The 23,375-nt window shown below is 55.8% G+C and carries 16 protein-coding genes and 1 tRNA gene; 6 read left to right on the top strand and 11 right to left on the bottom strand.

The annotated features are described in order from the left end of the window. Positions 1–26 precede the first annotated feature (26 nt). Together EJ361_RS15330 and EJ361_RS15335 are read left to right on the top strand one after the other, a co-directional pair. The gene (locus EJ361_RS15330) at positions 27–1,748 is read left to right on the top strand and encodes a phospho-sugar mutase (protein ID WP_126246522.1); all 1,722 of its coding nucleotides are present in this window, start codon (positions 27–29) and stop codon (positions 1,746–1,748) included. Beyond that, on the top strand, positions 1,748–2,698 hold the full coding sequence (locus EJ361_RS15335; RefSeq protein WP_126246523.1) for a DUF2279 domain-containing protein: 951 nt from the start codon (positions 1,748–1,750) through the stop codon (positions 2,696–2,698). Before EJ361_RS15330 ends, EJ361_RS15335 begins: the two co-directional genes overlap by 1 nt. A 5-nt stretch (positions 2,699–2,703) precedes the next feature. On the opposite strand, the gene EJ361_RS15340 is transcribed toward EJ361_RS15335, so the two are convergent. After that, on the bottom strand, positions 2,704–3,201 hold the full coding sequence (locus EJ361_RS15340) for a phosphoribosyltransferase family protein (protein WP_126246524.1): 498 nt from the start codon (positions 3,199–3,201) through the stop codon (positions 2,704–2,706). Between the two features lie 63 nt (positions 3,202–3,264). Between EJ361_RS15340 and EJ361_RS15345 the strand changes: the two genes are divergently transcribed. The 3 genes from EJ361_RS15345 to EJ361_RS15355 are packed head-to-tail and all read left to right on the top strand — an operon-like array spanning position 3,265 to position 5,894. Then, complete coding sequence (locus EJ361_RS15345) at positions 3,265–4,554, top strand: (Fe-S)-binding protein (protein ID WP_126246525.1); 1,290 nt, start codon at positions 3,265–3,267, stop codon at positions 4,552–4,554. A 10-nt stretch (positions 4,555–4,564) separates the two neighbouring features. Beyond that, on the top strand, positions 4,565–5,347 hold the full coding sequence (locus EJ361_RS15350; protein ID WP_126246526.1) for a (Fe-S)-binding protein: 783 nt from the start codon (positions 4,565–4,567) through the stop codon (positions 5,345–5,347). Between the two features lie 34 nt (positions 5,348–5,381). Next, complete coding sequence (locus tag EJ361_RS15355; RefSeq protein WP_126246527.1) at positions 5,382–5,894, top strand: hypothetical protein; 513 nt, start codon at positions 5,382–5,384, stop codon at positions 5,892–5,894. 340 nt (positions 5,895–6,234) lie between these two features. Here the strand turns inward: EJ361_RS15355 and EJ361_RS15360 are convergent, their stop codons facing one another. From EJ361_RS15360 to EJ361_RS15405, 10 genes are all read right to left on the bottom strand, one after another. After that, positions 6,235–6,846, bottom strand: a complete 612-nt coding sequence (locus tag EJ361_RS15360) for a hypothetical protein (RefSeq protein ID WP_126246528.1) — start codon at positions 6,844–6,846, stop codon at positions 6,235–6,237. A gap of 200 nt (positions 6,847–7,046) precedes the next feature. Further along, positions 7,047–7,119, bottom strand: a tRNA-Gly gene (locus tag EJ361_RS15365). Between the two features lie 119 nt (positions 7,120–7,238). Continuing rightward, positions 7,239–10,955, bottom strand: coding sequence for a CBM96 family carbohydrate-binding protein (locus tag EJ361_RS15370; protein WP_126246529.1), 3,717 nt, complete (start codon positions 10,953–10,955; stop codon positions 7,239–7,241). 320 nt (positions 10,956–11,275) lie between these two features. Next, positions 11,276–12,640, bottom strand: coding sequence for a TlpA family protein disulfide reductase (locus EJ361_RS15375; RefSeq protein ID WP_126246530.1), 1,365 nt, complete (start codon positions 12,638–12,640; stop codon positions 11,276–11,278). Between the two features lie 20 nt (positions 12,641–12,660). Next, entirely contained in the window at positions 12,661–14,187 is a 1,527-nt protein-coding gene (locus tag EJ361_RS15380; protein WP_126246531.1) for a PKD-like family lipoprotein, read from the bottom strand. 17 nt (positions 14,188–14,204) lie between these two features. Continuing rightward, the gene (locus tag EJ361_RS15385) at positions 14,205–14,972 is read right to left on the bottom strand and encodes a DUF4843 domain-containing protein (protein ID WP_164714264.1); all 768 of its coding nucleotides are present in this window, start codon (positions 14,970–14,972) and stop codon (positions 14,205–14,207) included. A gap of 15 nt (positions 14,973–14,987) precedes the next feature. After that, positions 14,988–16,439: a RagB/SusD family nutrient uptake outer membrane protein gene (locus EJ361_RS15390; RefSeq protein WP_164714265.1), complete on the bottom strand. Its 1,452-nt coding sequence runs from the start codon at positions 16,437–16,439 to the stop codon at positions 14,988–14,990. 19 nt (positions 16,440–16,458) lie between these two features. Next, positions 16,459–19,698 (bottom strand): SusC/RagA family TonB-linked outer membrane protein, encoded by a 3,240-nt coding sequence (locus tag EJ361_RS15395; RefSeq protein WP_205687026.1) that lies wholly within the window; start codon positions 19,696–19,698, stop codon positions 16,459–16,461. Between the two features lie 241 nt (positions 19,699–19,939). Continuing rightward, positions 19,940–21,091, bottom strand: a complete 1,152-nt coding sequence (locus tag EJ361_RS15400) for a FecR family protein (protein ID WP_164714266.1) — start codon at positions 21,089–21,091, stop codon at positions 19,940–19,942. 63 nt (positions 21,092–21,154) lie between these two features. Next, positions 21,155–21,736, bottom strand: a complete 582-nt coding sequence (locus tag EJ361_RS15405; protein WP_164714267.1) for a sigma-70 family RNA polymerase sigma factor — start codon at positions 21,734–21,736, stop codon at positions 21,155–21,157. Positions 21,737–21,941: 205 nt separating this feature from the next. Here EJ361_RS15405 and miaB point away from each other — a divergent pair, with 205 nt between their 5' ends. Then, positions 21,942–23,360: a tRNA (N6-isopentenyl adenosine(37)-C2)-methylthiotransferase MiaB gene (gene miaB, locus EJ361_RS15410; protein WP_126246537.1), complete on the top strand. Its 1,419-nt coding sequence runs from the start codon at positions 21,942–21,944 to the stop codon at positions 23,358–23,360. The last annotated feature ends 15 nt before the right edge of the window (positions 23,361–23,375 follow it).

Here is a 23,375-nt window from a genome sequence, read left to right on the forward strand (position 1 = left end):
ATAAGCCCTCAAAAGTTAATTCACACATGGACGCAAACATTCTCAGCAAGGCAGAACAGTGGCTTCACGGAGGCTATGATGCTGACACCGTATCGACTGTTGAAAAACTCATCAAGGAAAACCCGGACGAGATCACCGACGCATTTTACCGTAACCTGGAATTCGGCACCGGCGGCCTCCGCGGCATCATGGGCGTAGGCACCAACCGCATGAACAAGTACACCGTGGGCATGGCCACCCAGGGCTTCGCCAATTACCTGAACCAGTCTTTCCCCGACGGCGTGAAAATAGCCATCGCGCACGACAGCCGCAACAATAGCCGCTTTTTCGCGGAAGTAGCGGCCAACGTCATGGCCGCCAACGGGATCAAGGTATATCTTTTCGAAAGCCTCCGGCCCACTCCCGAGCTTTCGTTCGCCATCCGCCACCTGGGCTGCCAGGGCGGCATCGTGCTCACCGCTTCCCACAACCCGCGGGAATACAATGGATATAAGGCTTACTGGAACGACGGCGCCCAACTGGTGCCGCCCCACGATAAAAACGTCATCGCCGAAGTGGAAAAAATCTCCGGCATCGGCGAGGTGAAATGGACAGGCTGGGAACAGAATATCACGCTTATCGGCAAAGAAATAGACGAAGCTTATCTCGACATGCTGAAAAGCCTCAGCGTATATCCTGAAATCGTAGCCAAACAGCACGATCTCAGGATCGTCTACACCCCCATCCACGGCACCGGCATCACCCTCGTGCCCGAGATCCTCCAGCGTTTCGGGTTCACCAACGTGCATATCGTGGAAGAACAGGCCCAACCCGACGGCAATTTCCCCACGGTCGTATATCCCAATCCGGAAGAAGCGGAAGCCATGAGCATCGGCCTGAAAAAAGCCGCCGCCATCGATGCAGACATCCTGCTGGGGACCGACCCCGATTCCGACCGCGTCGGCATCGCCGTGAAAGACCACACCGGCAAATGGATCCTGCTCAACGGCAACCAGACCGCCGTGCTGCTCTTCAATTACATCGTGGAAGCGCGCAAACGCAAAGGCCTGTCCAAACCTAACGACTACATCTGCAAAACCATCGTTACTTCTGACCTGATCGACGTATTCGCCGCCAGCAACCAGATCAACTGCTATAATACCCTCACCGGCTTCAAATGGATCGCCGACCTTATCCGCAGAAAGGAAGGTTCGGAAAATTTCGTGTGCGGCGGCGAGGAATCGTATGGTTATATGATCGGAGACAACGTGCGCGACAAAGACGCCATCGCTTCCGTAGCCATGATCTGCGAAATGGCAGCGTACGCGAAGAACGAAGGCCGCTCGCTGTACGAGCAGCTTATCGATATTTACCTCCGTTACGGATTCTACAAGGAATCGCTCATCAGCATCACCAAAAAAGGAATGAAAGGCGCCGAAGAAATTGCCGCCATGATGACGCGCTACCGCGAAAATCCGCCGGCCGAGATCAATGGCTCCAAAGTGGTGAAGATTTTCGATTACGAGCTGCAACACGTGACCACACTGGCTTCCGGCGAAAAAACACCGCTCGATCTGCCGAAATCCAACGTACTGCAATTCCTCCTGGAAGACGGTAGCCGCATTTCTGCACGCCCGTCCGGCACGGAGCCTAAAATCAAATTCTATTTCAGCGTGCATGAGTCGCTGGACAGTGTTGCCGACCTGGAAAGAGTGGAACAGGCGCTCGACGCGAAGGTGACCAGCATCATTCACGACATGCAACTCTGATGCGCCTCCAGGTCGTTTTACTGCACCTGACATTCATATTTTCCTACAGCGCGGCATCCGCCCAACAGCCCGAACGCACCGGTTTCTTCGACATCCCAGATTCGACGGTACCGGCGCGGGTTTGGGGCCTCGGAGCGGGTACCGCCGCTGTTTATACCGGGTCTATGCTCGTACTCAGGGAGTATTGGTATAAAGGTTATCCCCGGGCGCCGTTCCATTTCTACAACGATGCCGGCGAATGGCTCCAGATGGACAAGGCCGGGCATGTTTTCACCGCATATTTCTTTGCCAAGAACAGCCGCGAACTGTGGCGCTGGACGGGCCTGCCGCGCAAGCAGCAGATCTGGATCGGCGGGCTCAGCGGGTTTGCGTATCAATCGGTCATCGAGGTGCTGGACGGAAGTTCCCGGAACTGGGGGTTTTCGTGGGCAGACATGGCCGCCAACACCGCCGGCTCCGCTGCCATGATCGGCCAGGAGCTGCTGTGGAACGAGCAGCGCATCCAATTCAAATTTTCCTGGTCGCCGGTTAAATACCCGGATCCCGTTCTGCAGCGGCGCGCCAACGATATTTACGGGGTGAACGTGCTGGAAAGGATATTGAAGGATTATAACGGACAAACGTATTGGGCGTCGGTGAACCTGTCGCGCTTTTTCCCGGACTCAGGTTTGCCGAAATGGCTCAATATTTCGTTCGGGTACGGCGCGGACGGGCTGTACGACGCATACGAGAATGTGTGGGACGTTGCGGAAGGCCATCAGGCAGACTATTCCCACATCCGGCGGGTGCGCCAGTTTTATCTTTCGGCCGACATCGACCTCACGCGCATCCCTACACGGCGCAAGGGCATCAAAGTGCTGTTGCAGGCGCTCAACATGATCAAAATACCCGCACCCGCGCTGGAGCTTACCAGTGCAGGCAGGTTCAGGGCGCACGCCCTGCAATTCTGAGGGATTTACACCAGGTAGGCGGAGGCGATCTCCTCCCCTTCCACATCTACCATCACCATATTTTGCGGCGTAGTGGCCAGGCTGTAGCCGACGAAATCGACCGACAGCGGGAAGGATTTATGCCGGCGGTCTACCAGCACGGCGGTCTGTATTTTTTTCGGGAGATAAGCGAGGAAAGGCTTGATGGCGTATAGCATCGTGCGGCCGGAATTAGCCACGTCGTCGATCACGACGATGACCTTTCCGCTGAAATCGGCCGTTTCGGACAGCGTCACTTCGCCGGGCGATGCCTTGTCGAGCCGGATTTCCATGACTTCCACATCGAACGGGGCGATGCGGCGGAGGTGATCGGCGATCTTCCGGGTGATGAGTGAACCCCGGTCCCAGATGCCCGCGAGGATGATGGAGGGCTCGTCGTAATTGTGCTCGTAGATTTCATACGCGATCCGTTCGATCTTCTTTTCAATTACTTCCCCGGTGAGGATGACGTTCCGATTTTCCATACTAAAAAATTGTTCAGCCGTAAAAATACATAAATTGCGACAACAACCGGTCAAATCAAGGATATGCAAATTGTTTCGCAACTGCTCTTTTTCGCAGCCCTGGCCGCTGCCGTTTTTTTCTTCAGCCGCAGGGCTGCGGGCATCCGCCGCAACATCCTGCAGGGGAGGGATATTGACCTGAGCGACCAGCCGGGCCGCCGCTGGAACAACCTGCTGCTGCTGGCGTTCGGTCAGAAAAAGATGTTCCGCAACCCGTTGGTGGCCGTATTGCACTTTTTCGTGTATGCGGGCTTCGTGATCATCAACCTCGAGATCCTGGAGATCATTATCGACGGGCTGGCGGGCACGCACCGCATTTTCGCGCCGGTGCTCGGGCCTGTATACCCCGTGCTGATCGGCTGCTTCGAAATTCTGGCGGTGCTCGTGGCGGTTTCCTGCGCCATCTTCCTCGTCCGCCGCAACATCCTGAAACTGAAACGGTTCATCAGCCACGACCTCGACGGATGGCCGCGGTCGGACGCCAATTACATCCTCATCACCGAGATCGTGCTCATGCTGCTGTTCCTCACCATGAACACGGCCGACGGCGTATTGCAATCGCGCGGTGCGGCGCATTACACGGAAACCGGCAGTTTTTGGGTGACGGGGATGTTCCAGCCCCTGTTCGAAGGTTTCTCCGATTCCACGCTGGCGGGAATCGAGCGGGGGGCCTGGTGGCTGCACATTCTCGGGATATTTGCCTTCCTCAACTACCTGCCCTGGTCCAAGCACCTGCACATCATCCTCGCTTTCCCCAACGCGTATTTTGCGCGGCTGGAGCCGAACGGGAAGATGGAAAACATGCCCGCCATCCAGCAGGAAGTATTGTACGCCATGCAGCCCGAACTGGCCCCTACCGACGCATCGGCGGCGGAAGTGCCGAAATTCGGCGCCAAAGACGTGCACGACCTCACCTGGAAAAACCTGCTCGACGCGTTTTCCTGCACGGAATGCGGCCGCTGTTCGGCTGCCTGTCCTGCTACGCAGACCGGTAAAGCCCTTTCCCCGCGCCTCATCATGATGAAAACGCGCGACCGGGCCGAAGCGGCTGGCCGCGGCGAAACCGGCAAAACGCTCCTGCGCGATTATATCTCCGAAGAAGAGCTCCGCGCCTGCACCAGCTGTGGCGCCTGCGTTCAGGAATGCCCCGTGAGCATCAACCCGCTGGATATCATTTTCCAGATGCGGAGGCACCTTGTGATGGAGGAATCCAGCGCCCCGCAGGAATGGACCCTCATGTTCTCCAATATCGAAAACAACATGGCACCCTGGAAATCGTCGCCAGATGAAAGGGACGCCTGGATACACGCTTAAAAATATGAGTATGCAGATCAAGACCATGGCCGAATACTTTGCCGAAGGCGAAACGCCCGAAGTGCTTTTCTGGGTGGGATGCGCCGGCAGCATCGACCAACGTTCGCAAAAGATCACGCGCGCCTTCGCCGAAATCCTCACCCGCACCGGCACCAAATTCGCCGTTCTGGGCAAGGAAGAAGCCTGTACCGGCGACCCCGCCCGCCGCGCCGGCAACGAGTTCCTGTTCCAGATGATGGCGTACAACAACATCCAGGTGCTGAATAATTATGGCGTGAAGAAGATCGTGACGGCCTGCCCGCATTGCTTCAACACCCTCAAAAACGAATATCCCGAACTGGGCGGGCATTACGAAGTGATGCACCACACTACTTTCCTGCAGGGCCTGATCAACGAAGGCCGCATCAAAATGAAGGAAGGCGGCAGTTTCAAAGGGAAAAAGATCACTTACCACGACTCCTGCTACCTGGGCCGTGCCAACGGCATCTACGAAGCTCCCCGCGCAGTGCTCGAAGCCCTCGACGCCGAGCTCGTGGAAATGAAACGCTGCGGCTCGCGCGGGATGTGCTGCGGAGCCGGCGGCGCCCAGATGTTCAAGGAAGAGGAAAAAGGGACGACCCGCGTCAATTTCGAACGGGGGCGCGAAGCGGTAGACACCGGCGCGGAGATCATCGCGTCCAATTGTCCGTTCTGCATGACCATGCTCACGGACGGCGTCAAGGAAACCGGGAAGGAAGACAGCGTGAAAGTGCTGGACCTGGCCGAGCTCATCGCCCGCGACATGCAGGAATAGCCCCATTTGCCCGTGATTTCGTAAATTTGCCATTATGGACCAGACTAACATTATACAACAACTGCCCGGAGGGTTCGCCCCCGAATCCCGGGTTTGGATATACCAGAGCAACCGCCCTTTCCACGAAAAGGAAGCCGTGGAGATCGAAGAACAGCTCCACCAGTTCACTTCCCAATGGAACGCCCATGGCGTACCGGTAAAAGGCTGGGGCAAGCTCCTCTTTAACCAGGTGATCGTGCTCATCGCCGATGAAACCGAAACGCATGTGAGCGGTTGCAGTACCGATAGCTCCGTCCGCATCATTAAAAGCATCGAGCGGCAATACGAAGTGAACCTGTTCGACCGCCTGCTGCTGGGCTTCATCGTGAAAGACAAATTCCAGCTGCTGCCCCTGCAACAGGTGGCCTACGCGCTGGAAAAGGAATATATCACGAAAGACACGCTGTATCTCAACAATACCGTGCTGACGCTCGGCGAAATGAAAGCCAAATGGCTCATGCCGTTGAAAGACAGCTGGATCATGCAGCGCATCGGGCAGACCGCCTGATATTCGTTGCATAGAATTTTTTGGAGGAAGCCCCCGGTTGGGGGCTTCTTTCGTTTATGCCGGGCCCAACCGTTCTGCCTGGTACCGCAACACATTTCATCCTGCCACCGTACAACTACTCAATCGGAAAGCAAGGTGCTTCTACGAAAGCAATCCCCCTTCCCCCGACCCTGGTTTTGTTTCGTCAATAATGCGCCGTCATCATGCAAAAAACATATGACCCCATCACGAAATCCCCTTCCCTTCACAAAAATGAACCGTTGGTACGCGAATCCCTGCAACAGCCGGGCTCGCAGAAACAGGTGTTGTTCGTTTGTTCTGACGAAGAAAGTTACCAGTTTCATTTCCTTTGGCGGGCGACTCCTTCCCGCCTCAATTCCGCATCCAGCAACCGGTTCATCTCCTCCGCCACTTTTTTCGCACGAATGATCGCTTCGGTTCGCGGATAGCGGTTGCCGAAGTTGAAGATATTTGTCGTTGGAAGATATGCCAACGCCACCAGGTGCCCGTTTTTCAGACGGAGCCGCAGGACACGCGGAAGGGAACGGCGGATGTAATGTAATCTGCTCGGCCGGCTGCCCCGATTGCCGGAAGTGAGGCCTGCGACTGCCTTCAGGGGAAAAGTACGGAGTGTGAAAATATTGGGCCGGATGGTGAGGGTTTTCGCCTGTTTGTCGACCCATAAAATCCTGCCTGTCGAACTCACCACCCGCGACCAGGCATCCGCCGACAGGAGAACCGTAATGATAACGAGGAAAACGCCCAGTGCCAGGCTCCCCCATCGCATTTCCGTTACGCCATTGCGAAAAACGAAAGCCGTCAGCCAGCAGGCTGAAAATGTAAAAAGCAGGGAAAAGAAAAGGTCGAACCGGTCTTTGAACGATCTGCGAAACCAAAGCTCCGCGGTTTCGGCTGTTTCGATGATTCGGAAATTATCGATCTCGGTTTGCATGGAATGTTCGGGGTTATTATCCGATCGGCAAAGTAAAGGAATAGGAAACTTCCCTTCAGCTACGATTAATGAATGCGAATTCCGGGTTAACGAAACCGTCGATTCCGTATGAGACGCCCAGTGCAAAGACACCCTGTTATTACCGGCAATCCCATCATTCCCATGGCAATAAAAAAAGCCGCCATAAAGCGACTTTTCCGAGCGGGAAACCGGGCTCGAACCGGCCACCCTCAGCTTGGGAAGCTGATGCTCTACCAAATGAGCTATTCCCGCTGATCTTCCCCGTTTTTTGCGGGGAAGATGACAAATATACTATTGTTTGGGACACAAAAACAAATATCCCGGCGCGAAAATTTTAGCGGCGGCAAAAACACACGCCGCCGCTAAGGTTTTTATTTCTTCACCAGTTTTTGATGGACCGCTTTATTACCATGCCGGAGCTGCAGGATGTACATGCCGGAAGGATGTTTCGCCACTCCAAACGTAGCCCTGTGCTGGCCCGCAGGCTGCACCGCATCCGCCAGGAGCGCCACCTGCCGGCCCTGCACGTCGAACAGCGCGAGCTGCACCCTGCCTTCGTGTTTGAGCATGTAGGTCACTGTCAGCGCATTGCCGAAGGGGTTCGGGAAGCTCGCCAATAGTTCACCTTCCTTCGCCGGTTCGGGCAGTTTCGCCATGGCGATCGCCTGCGGCGCGAGGCTTTGCGTATGGGTGAGAATCAGCTGCGGAACGTTCCCGCCAGCTTCGTCTGAACGGAAGGTCAGGATCGGCGTGGAAACCGACGTGGCCTTGATAGCGAACGATACCGTGTTCCTGCCCGCCGCCCTTTCGGCGTTCACGTAGCTGGTCACGTCCCAGTTGTAGAACCTCGGCACAGCGTCCGTCACCGTAACGGTTGCCAAAGCAGCAGTTCCTGCGGCCGGTTTGTTGTTCCAGGTGATGGTGCTTTCCGTCCAAGCAGTAGTAGCCACGCTGTTGGCGGTAAGCGGAATGTTGGCGCTGCGATTGTCCGTCAACCCGCCGAACAGCCTGATCTTCACATCGCTCACCGTTCCGGTAATGCCGGCAGTATTGAAGGTGAGATAGGTGATACGGTCGTTACCCGCCGTGGGGGAACTGTTGAGCTTCACGATGAGCGCGTTGGGATCGGTGGTGCCATGCGTTACCGCAGCGTTGGTTCCATTGCGCACATAAGCATCGTGAATGGCCGTAAGCGCCGTTTCCACCGTTCCTCCCCCACCGCCTGTCGTGAATTTCACTTCGGTGTAGCTGTTCCATAAGTTCACGCTGTTGCCATGGCCGACGATGCGGATGTATTTGGCCTGCGTAGCCGGGATGCTGAACGTTTCCAGCGCCAGCGAAGCGCCGCTGCTGCTGAGGCCCGCCGCCACCGTGTTCCAGCTGCTGCCGTTGTTGCTGGCCTGGATGTCGAAGTGGGATGAGCGCACATTGCCGTTGTAGAAAGCGATCTGCACCGCCGTCACGTTGAGCGTATCGCCCAGGCAGAATGCGATCCATTGGCCGTCGCCCGAGGCCGACCAGCGGGTAGCCAGGTCGTTATCGAGCACATTGGCGGGCACATTCCCGTCGTCGCCGCTCGCTGTTACCGGTTCACAGGGCGGTTCGGTTCCGCCGTCTCCTGCGATCACCGACAATACCGGCGGATTCGACCCGAATTCGCTGGCGTTCCAGAATAACCGCGGATCGTGGGCCGTCTGGCTCTTCAGCGCAAACGACACCTTGTTGCGGCCGGCGGCTTTCTCGGCCTGCACATAGGCCGTAACGTCGAAATCGTAATACGCGAACGCCGTGTTGGTAACGGTCACCGAAGCGAGGGGATTGGCGCCCGTGGCGGGTTTGTTGTTCCAGGTGAGCGTATTTTCCGTCCAAGTGGTGTTTGCCACGGAATAAGCGCCTACGCCTACCGAGGGCACCGTCGTCAGATCGAGTTTTCCGTAGACTTTCAATACCACTGAAGCCAGCGGGTCGGTGATGCTGCTGAGGTCGAACTGCAGGTAGCTTTCGCGGGCGTTATTCAATTGCCCTGCGGGCGCCACTTTCGTGATGAGCAGCGTTGAATCGGTGGTTCCATACGTGGTACCGGCATTCGTTCCGTCGCGCACATAGGCGTCGTGCACAGGCAGGAGGTTGACGGGCGCGGGCGCCGTTTTGAACACCGCTGTGTAGGTAACGGGATTATCGCCGACCATAATGTTTTGCACGCGCGATCCGCCATGTTCCCAATAATCGAAGACATACGTGGTGCCGTTCAGCACCTGCGGGCTCACCGCCGCCATGGGGCGCAACATGCCCGAAAGGGAATTCTGCACGTGGGGCGTGGTGTAGGGAATATCGTTCAGCGTGATGGTAAGCCCCGCCGGTACCGATTGCAAACTTACATCCGACGTCACCGGGAAAATTTCGACAAACGTCGTGTCTTTACCGCCCTGCGAATCCGTCACTTCGAGATAAAGCCGGTACCAAATATCGGTTTCGGTATGGCCTTGCGTGGAAATGGGGAAACTGCCCGAAGCAGCGCCGGGCGTCAATGCCGGACCGGGGTGATGGTGATTGGCGTGATGGAAATCCACCCACCAAACGAACGCCGAAGCCGGCAACGTGCCATCTTCCGCATCGGAACCAGTGCCGCTGTAATTGATCACATCCCCTCCCCTGAACACGGAGCCATTGGCCGGACCGGCGATCGTAGCCACAGGGGCCGTGTTGGGCGCGGTTACGGTGAGCGTGGCATTGGCACTGGTCACGGACCCTGCGCTGTTGGTCACCACCACATTATACGAACCGGCATTGGCGGGTTGTACGTTGTTGATCGTGTAAGCAGCAGACGTGGCCCCGGCAATATTGGTGGTTCCTTTCCTCCATTGGAACGTGGGCGCCGGCGTGCCGTTCGCTGAAACCGTGAAGGTGGCGCTGCCGCCCTGGGGCACCGAAATGCTTTGCGGTTGCGTGGTGATGACGGGCGCCGCGCTGCCGGTGTATATGATCTTGTAAAGCGTGTTGTTGGCCCTGCGGAGGAAATACAGGTTGCCGTCCGTGCCCTGCTTCATGGTGGTGAGCTCGTCGCTGAGCGCGGAAGCAAAGCCGTTGCGGGTTCCCGGCGATGCGGGGTTGATGTAATCGATCCAGGAGCCGCAGTAATCGAGGAAGAAGTATTTGCCGTGGTACGTAGCCGGCCAGTTGGTGTTGGTGGCCGCGAGGAACGTGCCGCCGTTGATGGCGCATCCCTGGCCGTTGGGCGGATTGCCGCTGCGGTTGGTGGCGTACACGTAGATGGGGTTGGTGAGGCCCGTACAGCCGGAAGTACACATACCTTCCTTGGAAGGCCACCCGAAATTGCGGCCGCCGGTGGTGGCGTCGTTGATTTCTTCCCAGGTGGCTTCGCCCACGTCGTTCACGTAGATTTTACCGCTGACGGGGTCTGTGGCGATGGTGAAGGGGTTCCTGAGGCCGTAGGCCCATACCCTGCTGCGCTGGGCGCCGCCGGTGAAGGGGTTGCCGGACGGCACCGAGCCGTCGGTGTTGATGCGGAGCACCTTGCCGTGGTAACTGTCCAGGTTCGAAGAATTGGCGCCTACCTTGTTATCGCCCGTGGCGATGAGGAGCTTGCCGGTGTTGTCGAACGCCAGGCCGCCGCCGTTGTGGTATATGGCGCTGAGGGTGGGCATGTCGAGCAAAGCCAGTTCCGACTGCGCCAGTTCGCCGTTCATGGTGAAGCGGCTCACGCGGTTGTGGGGGCCTGAAGACGAAGTGTAATACAGGTAAATGTAGTTATTGGTGGAAAAGGCGGGGTCCACCGCGATGCCGATCAATCCCCTTTCCCCGCTGGTGTTCACCGATAGGGAAACGGCGGGGGTGGACAGGAGGCTGCCGTTCTTGAACACCCGCAATTGCCCGTTTTGCTGGCAAATGAGGATGCGGCCATCGGGCAGGAAGGCGAAGGAGGTGGGGCCTGTTAATCCGCCCGTTACGCTTACCCGCGAAAAGTTAGCAGGTAAGGTTTGTGCATACGATTGCATTAGAAATGAAAGGAACAGCGCGATGAGGGCGATGCCGGATCGCCGGCATCCGTTGAGGACAGTTTTCGTCATAAGGGATCGGGTTTATAATTGTTAACAAATAGCGGATAGTGGATGCAATGCTCTTTTGCAGGGGATTTACGGCTAACGGCTCATAACGGGAAACGGTAATTCCGGGCAAGGGTTGTTTCAATTCAGCATATAGTCAGGTTCGCAAAAACTTGATCGTCCCCTTTACAACAGGATCAACTTTCTAGCTAAATTTATGCAATCGTTTGCATATAATCGAATACTATTTTAACATAATCCGGTATCATCTTGCGCATCGTAGAATTGCGAAAGGCCCCCCTTCGCGGGAGGCCTTTGCATAATGGTTGGTGATTGATCAGCTGTTATTTCTTCAATTCGCTTTCCAGCAGCAATTTCAGCTCCTTGTTGGATGGCCGGGGCGCATCTGTGGTAACGATATTCCCCTGCTTGTCGAACACCATGAACCGCGGAATACCCTTGATGTCGTAGAATTTGGCGATATCGCTCCATCCGCTGGCGAACAGTTGCACGCCGCCCAGCTGCTGGCTGGCAACGAAATCCTTCCATTTCTGGTGATCTTTCTGCTCGTCTACAGACACGCTGAGGAACAGCACGTCTTTCCCGTGCATTTCTTTCTCCAGCGCCTTGAGGTGGGGAATTTCCCCCTTGCAGGGACCGCACCAGGTGGCCCACACATCTACCAGCACCACTTTCCCCTTGAAATCGCTCAACGAGGTCTTTTTACCGTTCAGGTCTGGATACGTGAAATCCACCGCCTTGGCGCCCGCAACAGCCGCTTTCTTCGCCAGTGCCGTCTTGATGCCGCCGGCGCGCCGCTGCTGGTCGGCCGTAAGGATATATTTGCCGTATTCGTTGACCAGGTCGTTGTAGCCGATGAACGTCTTGAGGCCGCTCGCCTGCTGGATCACGACTTCCCCTTTCAACGTATCGTTTTCGATACCTTTCAGCCGGGCGCCGATGCTGTAATCGCCCGGGCCTTCGGAAGACACGCGGGCCGGCAATCCCTGCAACGTACGCATCATACGGATGCCGTTGGGATATCGCAGCAAACGGGTATCCTGCGTAAAATGCGCAACGTCCAGGTTGGTAAGGATGGCAGGGTAATCGCCCGGCTTGGGGTGCGCGGTGCGCGGCGTGCTCAGCAACTCGAAAGCATATCCCAGCAGGTCGATCTCCCGGAACTTGGCGAATTCACCATCGAACCGCTTGTTGCCCGACGGAGCGAACCGTGCCTGCTTCGCCTGTTTAGCGATTGCTTCCAGCATGGGGAAAAAATCAACGTAAGTGCTTTGGCCCATCATGAAATAAACCCCTTTCCTTTCCAGCGGCACGATCATATTATGCCATTTCTCCATCGCCACGTTCTCGGGAGAATTCTTGCCGGTCAGCACATACGAAGTATCCGTGATCTTTACGTTCAACTGGTCGTTCCGCTTGAAGTAGAACGTGTATTTGTCGGTCGGCGTCTGCTGGCTGCCGGTCCCTATCGCGTAGAACCCTTCCTGTTCCGGGCGGAAATAAAACCCGAAAGACGAATCCGCACCCGGTTTGGCCGTCGCGATCTCTTCCATCCTGCCGTGCTCAACGCGGAACAGGCGAACGTATCCGTCGTTGCGGCGCATCCATTCACCCGAAACGGTCACCTGCGCCTGCAGAAACGCAGGCGTAGCCGCCAGGGCAACCAGGCCTAAAATCAGTTTTTTCATGCTTGTCTGTTTGTATGGAATTAATAAGTGTTTGAATATGTGTAATTACTCACCGGCGGCGCCATGTAGATGACATCTCCCGCACTGCCCGCTCCTTCCATCACGAAATCGGGAGCAGTGGCCAGGTTGCCGGACGACTTCCGGAAAGCACGCACTTTATAACTGCCGCCGGCGGTAGTGCCCACCAGCACATAATTGAAAGAAAAAGGCTGTTCCGCCCCGCTTCCCGAATATTTCAGGTGGCGGATAAAAGTGATCTGCTCACCGTCCAGCGTGGATTGCAACTGTTCAACGCCGTTACTGAGGTTTCTCGACCAGATTTTATCGCCCACGGAGAAATAAAGGATGTTCTCGTCCGCGATCACACTGCCGAAACGCTCGGCCCGGTATATCTGCTCCGCCGCATCCAGCGTATCGTTCACCAGTTTCAGCGAATAATTTTCGGGCTTGATGGTGGACAGGATTTTCAGGGAAGGATCGGTTTTGTCCCTGAACAGGGCAACTCCCGAAAACGGATTGGTGGATTTCAGCCCCATGTACAACAGTTCCTTGTTGTTGCGGTTGGCGGGCATTTCCGTCCCCTCCGCGTCTGTCACGTTCGACATCACCGAACCCGTTCCCGTGGCGGATACGAAAGAAGAACTGCGCTCGTCGAAGAAGAACGGGTTACCGAAAACATACGCCAGGAAGTACTTTGAAAGGTAATAAGGCGTGTTGACATCGTCCCTGAGCTGCCTACCGCCGAAAAGCCCCACGTTGGCAGACATCCCGTACAGGCTGTGCAACTGGCCGTCGTTCACGAAGAAGTTCGACGAATTGGCTTCACAGATACTGCCGGGCTTCTTCACCGGAACCGTTTCGTAAAAAAGTCCGCCCAGGCCATGGATCTCCCGGAACGTATTGATGTTCACCACGCTGGCGTCTTTGTCTGTCAGCATGAACAACGCCCTGGTGTTGGACATGACGCCCGTTACGTTGGATTTGTAATTGGAATAGAAAGCGAAGAGCATGGACTTGCCGTCTATTTTTCTTTGGTTAACGAGGGAGAACACATTGTCGAGTTTCGAAGCCGGTTCTATGTTCTCCGGGGTGAGGAACAGGTCTACGTCGCTGCCGGTCCCGTCGTCTTTCAGGACGTACCATCCGCGCGTGAACCGGGTGGTGACGTTGATGCTGGAGGTGACGATCCTGCTTACCCCGGTGTGCTCGTTCTTTGCGCCGAATACCAGCACCCAGCCTTTGGCAGACTGCGTCACCAGGTAATCCAGCGCTTTTTCGCGGCCGATGGTGTCTACCTTCGGCGCCGAGCCCTGCACATTGGTTTCATAAATGCCCCACCAGTAAGAAAACCGGGCGCCAGGGTCGGTGGACGTCACTTCCGGGTTGATCGTAATTTTATCCTGGAGCGATACTTTATCGTAGGTACTGGCGATCCCCGATACGGTGATCTCCTCCCGTTTTTCGTAAATATAATTGCCCTTATCCTTGTAGCATGCGCTAAGCAACACGATGCAGCAGGCGGCGAGGCTGTGGTATTTCCAATTCATGATAGCTGGTTTAAAGATTAAGGGAAAATGACGGGTTCACCCGATTCGTCTGTCAGCGGCTCCCCGGGATGCGCGTTATTGTAATCCGTGAGCAGCGTTTTCAGCTTCAGCCTCCAGAAGGAGATCATCGCATAGTCGGTGTTGACGAGGGCGAGGAATTCATCGTTCCATTTCTCCCCTGTTTTTTCGATCATAAACGCATGTTTGGTCATGCTGTATTTGCCCCAGTAGTATTGCGTGGCGGTGGCGTTCCACAAGCCGGGCTGGCTGAGCCTGTCCGAAAAATCGACCCTTCTCCAGAGCTTCGTCTTTTCCCCCGGCTGGAACGATTCGTTGGGTTTGACGGTGATCTGCAGTTTCACGGATTCGTCTTTGAGAGAGGCGTCGCGCAGTAGCACGATGGGCACGGAAGTATGTACCTCCCCCGCCCTGATCACGTAGGCATCTTTCAGCGACGGGTCGGAAAAGGGTTTGTAATGCACACCCGGCTCGGCGTTCGTTGCCTCTTCGAGCATGATCTGTTCGAGCGCGAACGGCCGGTCTTTATCGCTCACGCCGCCGATGGCGTAGATGTCGAAGAACACGGTGTCCTGGCTGGTGCCGGCGGGCTCGTAATAAAAAGTATACGGCTTCACGGTATCCGCGAGATCGAAGCTGGTCTGATAAATACGGTTGGGCGCAGGGCCGAACTGGATCCGCGCGATATCGTTGTAGAGATAATACTGGTCTTTTTTACATGCTGCCAGCAGCGTGGCGAACATGGCCATGGTGAAAATCTGTTTCATGCGCATGTGCATTGGTTATTGAACGAATTCGGTTAAGGGCAGGGGTACCAGGTAATTGACGGTGGCCGCAGACGGCACCCAGAGGAAGTTGGGCTTGGGGGCGTTGATCCTTTTGTAGGCGAAAAACGCCTGGCCTTCGCCAAACAGTTCCTTCCGGAATTCCTTCACCAGTTCGAGCTGTAATTGCACAGGATCGGCCGGCAAGGTAGACGCCGTGATGTTCCTCGACGTGCGGAAAGCCTCCCAGTACTGTTGCCTTTCGCTTTCCGGTGCGGATTCCGCGGCGATGAGGTACATTTCGCTTATGCGGAAGAGCGGCACCTGGAACGTGGCGATCTCGTCGTTCGCATTGGGCATATACTTCCTGAGAATGTTGCAGCGGCTCCCGTTAGGCAGGGTAACCACCGTCCATAAGTTCGATTCCCGTATGTCCGTTCCCGTATTGCCGTACAGCTGGTTGGTGACCGTGGTGGCGGAGCTGCCCTTCTTGTACGTGCCGGAAAGGAACAAACTCTCGTATTTGGTGCTCAGCTGGAAATCGTAGAGCGCGAAAATATGCTCCATGGAAAGGTTCAGATTGCCGCCAGACATGTCGCTCAGCATGCCGAGGACGAACTTTGCGCCCCCGTCCGGATTCCTGGCCCCGATCACTTCCTTCGCAGCGGCAAACGCAGCGGCAGGGTCCTGGAACCAGAGGCTGGCCCGCGCCTGCAACGCCTTTACGGCGTAGTAGTTCATACGCAGGAACCGGTAGGCATGATAGCTGTTTTCCGGCTGGAAAGGATTGCCCGAGCTGCCCGGCCGCGTAAGCTGCAACCGGGAAAAGTGGATGACGGGATCGATGTCCTTGAGCAGCGAAGCCGCTTCCGACAGGTCGTCCAACAACGCTGACTTATACTGTTCGTAGGGAACATGCGGGTTGGGATCGCGGGAAACTTTCTTCACGTAGGGCAAAACGTTGCCGCCGGTCACTGCTGAAGGCACAGGCCCAAAGAGGCGCAGCAGGTCGAAGTGGCAAAACGCGCGCAGCGCCAGGCACTCCCCCTTCATCAGGCGGTAGCCGTCTTCCGACGCGAACACGTCCTTACGCGCATCCACTTCGCCCAAAATGGCATTGATGCTCGCGATGATCCTGTATTCCTGGCCGTAAATGGAAGCCAGCGCCTGCTGAACGCCGTTGTCCGTGTATTCGAACCGGCCCAGGCGCTGCTCGGTGGAATTGGCCGTTACGTCCCACGACGAAACCAGTCTTTCCATCGTCCCGTACGTCATATCGCCGCCGTATGCGTTCCCGGCCCGCATCTGGATGTATACTCCCGTCAGCGCATCCTGGAACCCGCTTTCCGTCGTAAAAAGCATATCGGCGGGCATCTGTGTTTTCGGCTGAACGGTCAGCCATTTTTTGCACGAAGCCGTACATAGGGCGATCCCTATCAGCCCCGTTATGATATATCTCATCGGTGTCATGAAACACGAAATTTTCTGGTTAGAACATTGCATTTACGGTAAGCGACAACTGCCTGGAGAAAGGATAGTCTGTCCCCCTTTCGCGGCGGACCGTGGACAGGTAAAGCAGGTCGGCCATGTTGGCGGACAACGACAACGCTTCCATTTTCAGCTTTTTCGCGAACCTGCTTTTCACATCGTATTGCAGATTGGCGTTTTGCAGCAGCAGCGTTTTTTCATCCTGCACGAACCGCGAGGTCCGGAGCGTGGCGGCCGTTACGAGCAGGCCTTTGAAAGCCGCGTTGTCTCCCGGTTTCTGCCAGCGGTTGTCGTACACGCGCGAGTCCACATTGTAGCTGTAATCGGCGTTTTCGACCTTGTTGATAAGCGTATGGTTGTACACCTGGCCGCCGAACCTGTATCCGAAAGACAGGTTCATGGAAAGGTTTTTATACCTCACCAATGTGCTGAAGTTGCCGAAGTACGCCGGTTCGCTGATGCCGTTGGCGCGGAGGTCCTGCGCGTTCCAGGTATAGGTGGGCTCGCCGTTTTTGTCCATGTACAGTTCTTTACCCGTGCTGGGATCGATCCCGAGCGAGGGTACTACCCATATGGTATTGGAGGAATGGCCTTCCTTGTAAATGACGGATGGCACCGAGTTCCGCGCTTCTTCACGGGACTTCTGCGCGGCTTTCAGCGCGTCGGAGATCATGAGGATCTTATTGACGTTGTGTACCAGCGCTCCGCTCACGCTCCAGGTAAATCCTTTGGAAATATTCCGTACGATGAACGCGGTCGCTTTCAGCTCGATCCCCCGGTTCTCCACTTTGCCGATATTCTCGATATAGCTCGAAAAGCCGCTGGACGCAGGCAGGTCTACGGAAGAGATGAGCCCGTTGGTAGTTTCGATATAATAGTCGGCCACGAGGTTCAGCCTTCTGCCGAACAGGTCTGCATCCAGCCCGATGTTGTAATTCATCTTCTGCTGCCATCTCAGGTTTTCGTTGCCGAGGCCCATGAGGTAAGCGCCCGTCCAGCCGAAATAGCGGTCGTTGGAATAATACCCGTAAGTAGACAGTGCCTGGTAGGCGTTGAAGTTCTGCGAGCCGGTTACGCCCAGTGAACCGCGGAGTTTCAGGCGGTTGATGTATTTCAGGTGGCGGAACATGGATTCCTTGTGGAGGTTCCAGCCTGCGCCTGCAGACCAGAACGGGGCGAAGCGGTTCAGCCGGCCGAATTGGGAGGCACCGTCGGAGCGGAGCGAAAGGTCGAGGAAATAGCGTTCGTCATAAGTATAGTTGACGCTGCCCGTGATGCCTACCGCCCGGGTAAGGCTTTCCCGCCCGCCGGGTTTCCCGTCTTTTTCGTACTGGAGCGCCATCGAAATGAAATCGAAGTTGGGATTGGTAAACCCTTCCGCCGTAAAACTATAGCCGGAAAGCTGCGCCTCGCGGATGTTATAGTCTACCCCTCCGAAAAACGCGTGTTTACCCAGCTGGCGCGTATAACTGAGGTTGGCGCTCGCATCGTAACGGAAACTTTTGGATACGCCGTAACGGTAGTTGCCCCGGCGCAGGATATCTGCCTGATTGGCGAAAGCCGTATGGTCTGCCGGCCGGAAATAGTCGGAGTCCGACATGATCTTCGTAAGCCCCAGCCTTCCGCGGAAAAGGAGGTCGGGCGTAATACGCCACTCCACGGAAAAGTTATTGGTGATATCGTTGGTATTGTTGGTCTGGAAAGTATTCAACGTAGCGTCGTACAGGGGGTTGGTGGGCAATGTGTTCCAGCGCCCGCTGTAAATGCTGGAGCCCGGGTTGCCCAGTTGCTTCCGCACGCGGCCTTTTTCGTCGTACGGCGACCAGTAAGGGTTCATCCGCACGTACGTGGAAAACGAGCCGTAGGGCGATTCCGAACTATTACCCAATCCGATCAGGAGGTTGTTGGTGAAGCGGATTTTTTTGTAGATGTAGCTGAGGTTGATGGTACCATTGAAAACCCTGCGCGCCGATTCCTTCATGACGCCCTGGATATCGTTGACCTGCGCGGAAATGGAATAGCGGAAGGCATTGTCGCCCCCTTCCAGCCGCACGTTGTGGCGCTGGCCGATCCCGGTGCGCACGGGTTTGGACAGCCAGTCCGTCTCCACGCCGCGGTTCACCTCGCTCATCAGGTAGTTGTAATATTGTTTGAGGGGAACGTCCGATTCGGCGCGGGCGTTGTTATACAGGCCCACCTTGTATTCGAGGTCCAGCTTTTCGCGGGCGTTCAGCACGCTGTAAGCCGTGAGGTCGGGCATTTCGACGTTCAGGTCGCCGCGGTACGTCAAACGCAGTTTCCCCGGCTTGGGCGCCCTGGTATTGATCACGATCACGCCGTTGGCGCCGCGGGAACCGTAGATGGCCGTTGCGGACGCATCCTTCAGCATGGTGATCGACTCCACTTCGTTCTGGTTGATGTCCAGCAGTTTTTGCAGCGAAGATTCGAACCCGTCGAGGATCACCAGCGGCGTGTTCATGCCCACCCTGGTCTCGTCTTGCAGTTCGTTCACATTCGGCAGGCTGGAATTGCCGCGGATCTGGATTTCGGGCAGCCGGTTGGGATTGGAGCCGAAGGTGTTGCTTTCCACGATGTTGAAAGACGGGTCGATGTTGCGCAGCGAAGTGATGAGGTTACGGTTGCCGAACGATGCGAGCTGCTCGGCGGTTACGGTAGTCACGGCGCCGGTAAAGCTCTCCTTCTTCCGGTTGAAGATCCCCGTGGTCACTACCACTTCGTTGATCTGCTGCGGGGTGCGCTCCAGCATCACATTCAATGCGCCGGCGGTTGTTGCCTTTACTTCTTTCGGGGAATAGCCCTGGCAGCTGATCACAAGTATCACCGGCAGCGTATTCACCCGCAACTGGAAAGTACCGTCTGGCGACGTTACCGCGCCAATGGTGGTGCCTTTCACGCGGACCGTCGCGAAGGGGATGGCTTTCCCCGATTCGTCGCGCACGGCACCGCTGATCACCTGCACCGCCTGCCTCAAATCGTAAGCCGGCTTTTCATTGATCACCACCATTTTGTTGACGATCCGGTACGTAAGCGGCTGGTTGCGCAATACCGTCTCCATCGCTTCCACCACGGAAACGTTGATAAGCTGCACATCCTGTGGCGATGCTTTTCTGAGTAGCTGCTCATCCCACATAAAAGACATGCCTGTTTGCGGCTCGAGCTTCCCGAAGATCTCTTTCAGGGAAGCGTTTTTCAGGCGGAGATTGACTTTTTGCGCAGACACTGCGCTGGTTTGAAGCAATACGACTAGGGCAAAGGCTAGCGATTTTTTTAATAACCCTGTCGATCTAGATAACAATCCGGAAAGTTCATGACAATGCCGGACCAAAAACGCAATTAAATGCATACATTTGGCTGGTTTTGGTTGATAAATAATGGAACCCTGATTTTGGTTTATTAGCCCGACCGTATTGCCGCTCCGTGAGTCAGACGGGGCGGTTTCTTTTTTGCCGGGATAATGTCTTTTATGGTCTTACGATCAATTTGTTCTTCTCCAGGCTGCAATTCACGCCATAGATGTTCAGCGCTTCAATCAGGTCTGTCAGATTTACGCTCCTGTCCAATGTTCCCCCGAAGGAGCGCCGGGGCAGTTCCCCATGTATTTCCACTTCGATGTCGTACCACCTGGATATCTGCCGGAACAGTGCCGGCAATTCCGTGCTGCTCATCGTAAACAGTCCGTTTTTCCAATCGATGGCGTTTGCGGTCTCGCTGCCGCTCGTAACGGTCATTCCGCCGTCTGCGTCTATGATGGCCTGCTCTCCCGGCCTTAATACCTGTTGTTTGTTCACCCTGATGCTTCCGCGCAGCAACGATGCTTTAACCGCGGGCTCGTCCGTATATGTATTGATGTTAAATTCCGTTCCCAGCACTTCCACCAGGCCTTTCTCCCCGAAGCGCACCGAAAAGGGCTTCAACGGGTCGGCCGTCACTTCAAAATAGGCTTCACCGGTAATTTTTACCTCGCGCGCGTTTTCGGTGAACACCACCGGATATTGCAGCGACGAGGCAGCGTTGAGCCAGACTTTCGTTCCGTCGGGCAATACAACGCGGAATTGCCGGCCTTTCGGCGTAGCGATCGTGTTGAACGCCGGGCTTGCGGCGTTGGTTTCGTCGGCGTCGTACGTCAATTGCCCGTTGTCGAGGACCACTTCTGCACCCGACTGGCTGGCCACGATGCCGTTCTGAAGGCTGTCCAGCAAAATCGTGGAACCGTCGGCCAAAGTCAGCACTGCTCCCTGCCTGCCAGGCGGATGTACCTTTGCAGGCGCCTGTGCCACCGGCACCGATACGTTTCTGTGCTGTTCCGTGAGCCGGTACACGCTGCCTGCCAGCACGAGCAGCCCGATGGCTGCCGCCCATCCCAGGTAGCGCATGCGCCGGACCGGTGTTTTCATGGGCGAGTCTGCCGCCAGTACCGATCCCAGTATCCCCTGCAATGCAGGGTCGGTTTCAGTTCCGGCTTCAACCGGGCCCATCCGTTCGAGGAATACCTCCGCAAGCGCTTCCCGCTGGCCGGCATCCCCGAGCAATGTGTAGAATTCCCGCTGGCCTGCCGCATCCAGCTTGTTGTCGAGGAAATCCTGCACCAGGTTGTGTAATCGCGTATTTTTCATGCTGTTCATATAATATGATCAAGCTAAACGTGGGAATGTCATCATCGGATTTAAAATATTTTTTTACAGGGAAAGCGAAAATATCAGCAACAGCCACCCGGATTCCGTCAACCGTTCCCTGATAACGGCCAGGGCGGCGCTGAGCGCGTTGCGGACATATCCGTGAGACAGTTGGAGCTCCCCTGCGATCTGGAGGGTCGTTTTTCCTTCCACCCGGTTCATCCGGTAAATGGTTTTCCGCTGCGGAGAGAGGGAGTTTATGGCCTGGTTCACCAGCCGCTGGATCTCCTTCAGCTCAAGATGGCTGGCATTTTCCTGGGAATCGCGCCATAGCTGGATGACTTCCAGCCGTTTATCTTCGGCCACATGACGTTGCAGCGCTAAAAGACTTTGATTGACAGTGATCTTGCGGAGCCAGGCGCCCATGTTTTCAACCGCCCCCAGCTTATCGCGGTGAAGCCAGACCTTGATGAACACTTCCTGCACGACTTCCTGCCGGGCATACTCGTTCTTCAGTATTTTCATGGCGATAGCGGAAAGCTGGGGTGCCCATGCAAAGAAAAAGGAAGAAAACGCCTGTTCGTCGCCGTCAGCAATACGCAACAGGAGGGCTGAGCCTTCGTTATTTGGAAGTTCTTGCGGCACGCTATAAATGTGTTCCCTTTTTAATAATAAGAGCGGCAAATTTGAACAGGAACGAAATACGCAATTTTAAAGATATGTAACCCGCCGCAGCCTGGAACAGCAAGTTGTCGGCAAAGGTAAAAAGTTAAATGATATTTCCCACGGATCACGACCCTGTCATTCTGTCATTTTTTTACTATTTTTGCAGTTCAAAATTTTGACAGGCATGCTGGAAACAGTTCAGAAAGTACATGATGAGAGCCGCCAGGGCGAAGCTATCGCCCCGAATTCCGGGGATAGCCAAACCTATGCAAAAAAATTCTATATCGAAAGCTATGGTTGCCAGATGAATTTCAACGACAGTGAAATCGTCGCTTCCATCCTTAATACACAGGGTTTCGGCGCCACCCGCAACGTCGAAGAGGCGGACCTCGTCCTCCTCAACACCTGCTCCATCCGCGAAAAAGCGGAACAAACCGTTCGCCAGCGCCTCACCGAGTTCAAAAAAACCAAGCAACAGAAACCCCACTTCCTCGTGGGCGTCCTCGGTTGCATGGCCGAACGCCTCAAATCGAAATTCCTCGAAGAGGAGAAACTGGTAGACCTCGTTGTAGGCCCCGATGCCTACCGCACCCTCCCCAGCCTCATCGAAGAAGCCGGCACCGGCCAGAAAGCCATCAACGTGCTCCTCAGCCGCGAAGAAACCTATGGGGACATCAGCCCCGTCCGCCTGGACAGTAACGGCGTTACCGCCTTCGTGTCCATCATGCGCGGCTGCAACAATATGTGCACATTCTGTGTCGTGCCTTTTACCCGCGGCCGCGAACGCAGCCGCGACCCGCATTCCATCCTGGCAGAAGCCACCGACCTTTTCGAACGCGGCTACCGCGAAGTGACGCTCCTCGGGCAAAACGTGGACTCCTATTATTTCGTGGACGAATCCGGCAACGAAACCGTCACCTTCGCCCGCCTCATGGAAAAAGTGGCGGAGATCAGCCCCCTCCTGCGTGTGCGCTTCAGCACCTCCCATCCGAAAGACATCACCGATGAAGTGCTGCACACCATGGCCCGGCACGAAAACATCTGCAATTATATCCACCTTCCCGTGCAAAGCGGCTCCACCCGCATTCTCCAATTGATGAACCGCACCTACACCCGGGAATGGTACCTGAAAAAGATCGACCGCATCCGCGAAATCCTCCCCGGCTGCGCCATTTCCACAGACGTTATCACCGGCTTCTGCACGGAAACGGAAGAAGATCACCAGGATACGCTGTCCGTCATGGAATACGCCAAATACGATCTCGCCTACATGTTCGCCTATTCCGAACGCCCCGGCACCCTCGCCGCCCGCCGGTACCAGGACGATGTGCCGGAAGACGTGAAGAAACGCCGCCTCGCCGAAATCGTCGCCCTTCACCGCGGCCATTCCCTCGACAGCATGCGCAAAGACGTAGGCAAAACCTTCAAAGTGCTCGTGGAAGGCACTTCCAAGAAATCGGACGCGCAACTGTTCGGTCGCACAGACCATAACAAAGTAGCCGTGTTCGACAAATCCGACCTCCGTAAAGGCGAATACGTGATGGTCAAAATTGATGACTGTACGGCAGGCACCCTCATCGGCACCGTTGTGGGCCGCTGCTGATAAAACATAATTTAG

This window comes from Chitinophaga rhizosphaerae (genome assembly GCF_003958645.1).
In the GTDB taxonomy this organism is placed as follows: domain Bacteria; phylum Bacteroidota; class Bacteroidia; order Chitinophagales; family Chitinophagaceae; genus Chitinophaga; species Chitinophaga rhizosphaerae.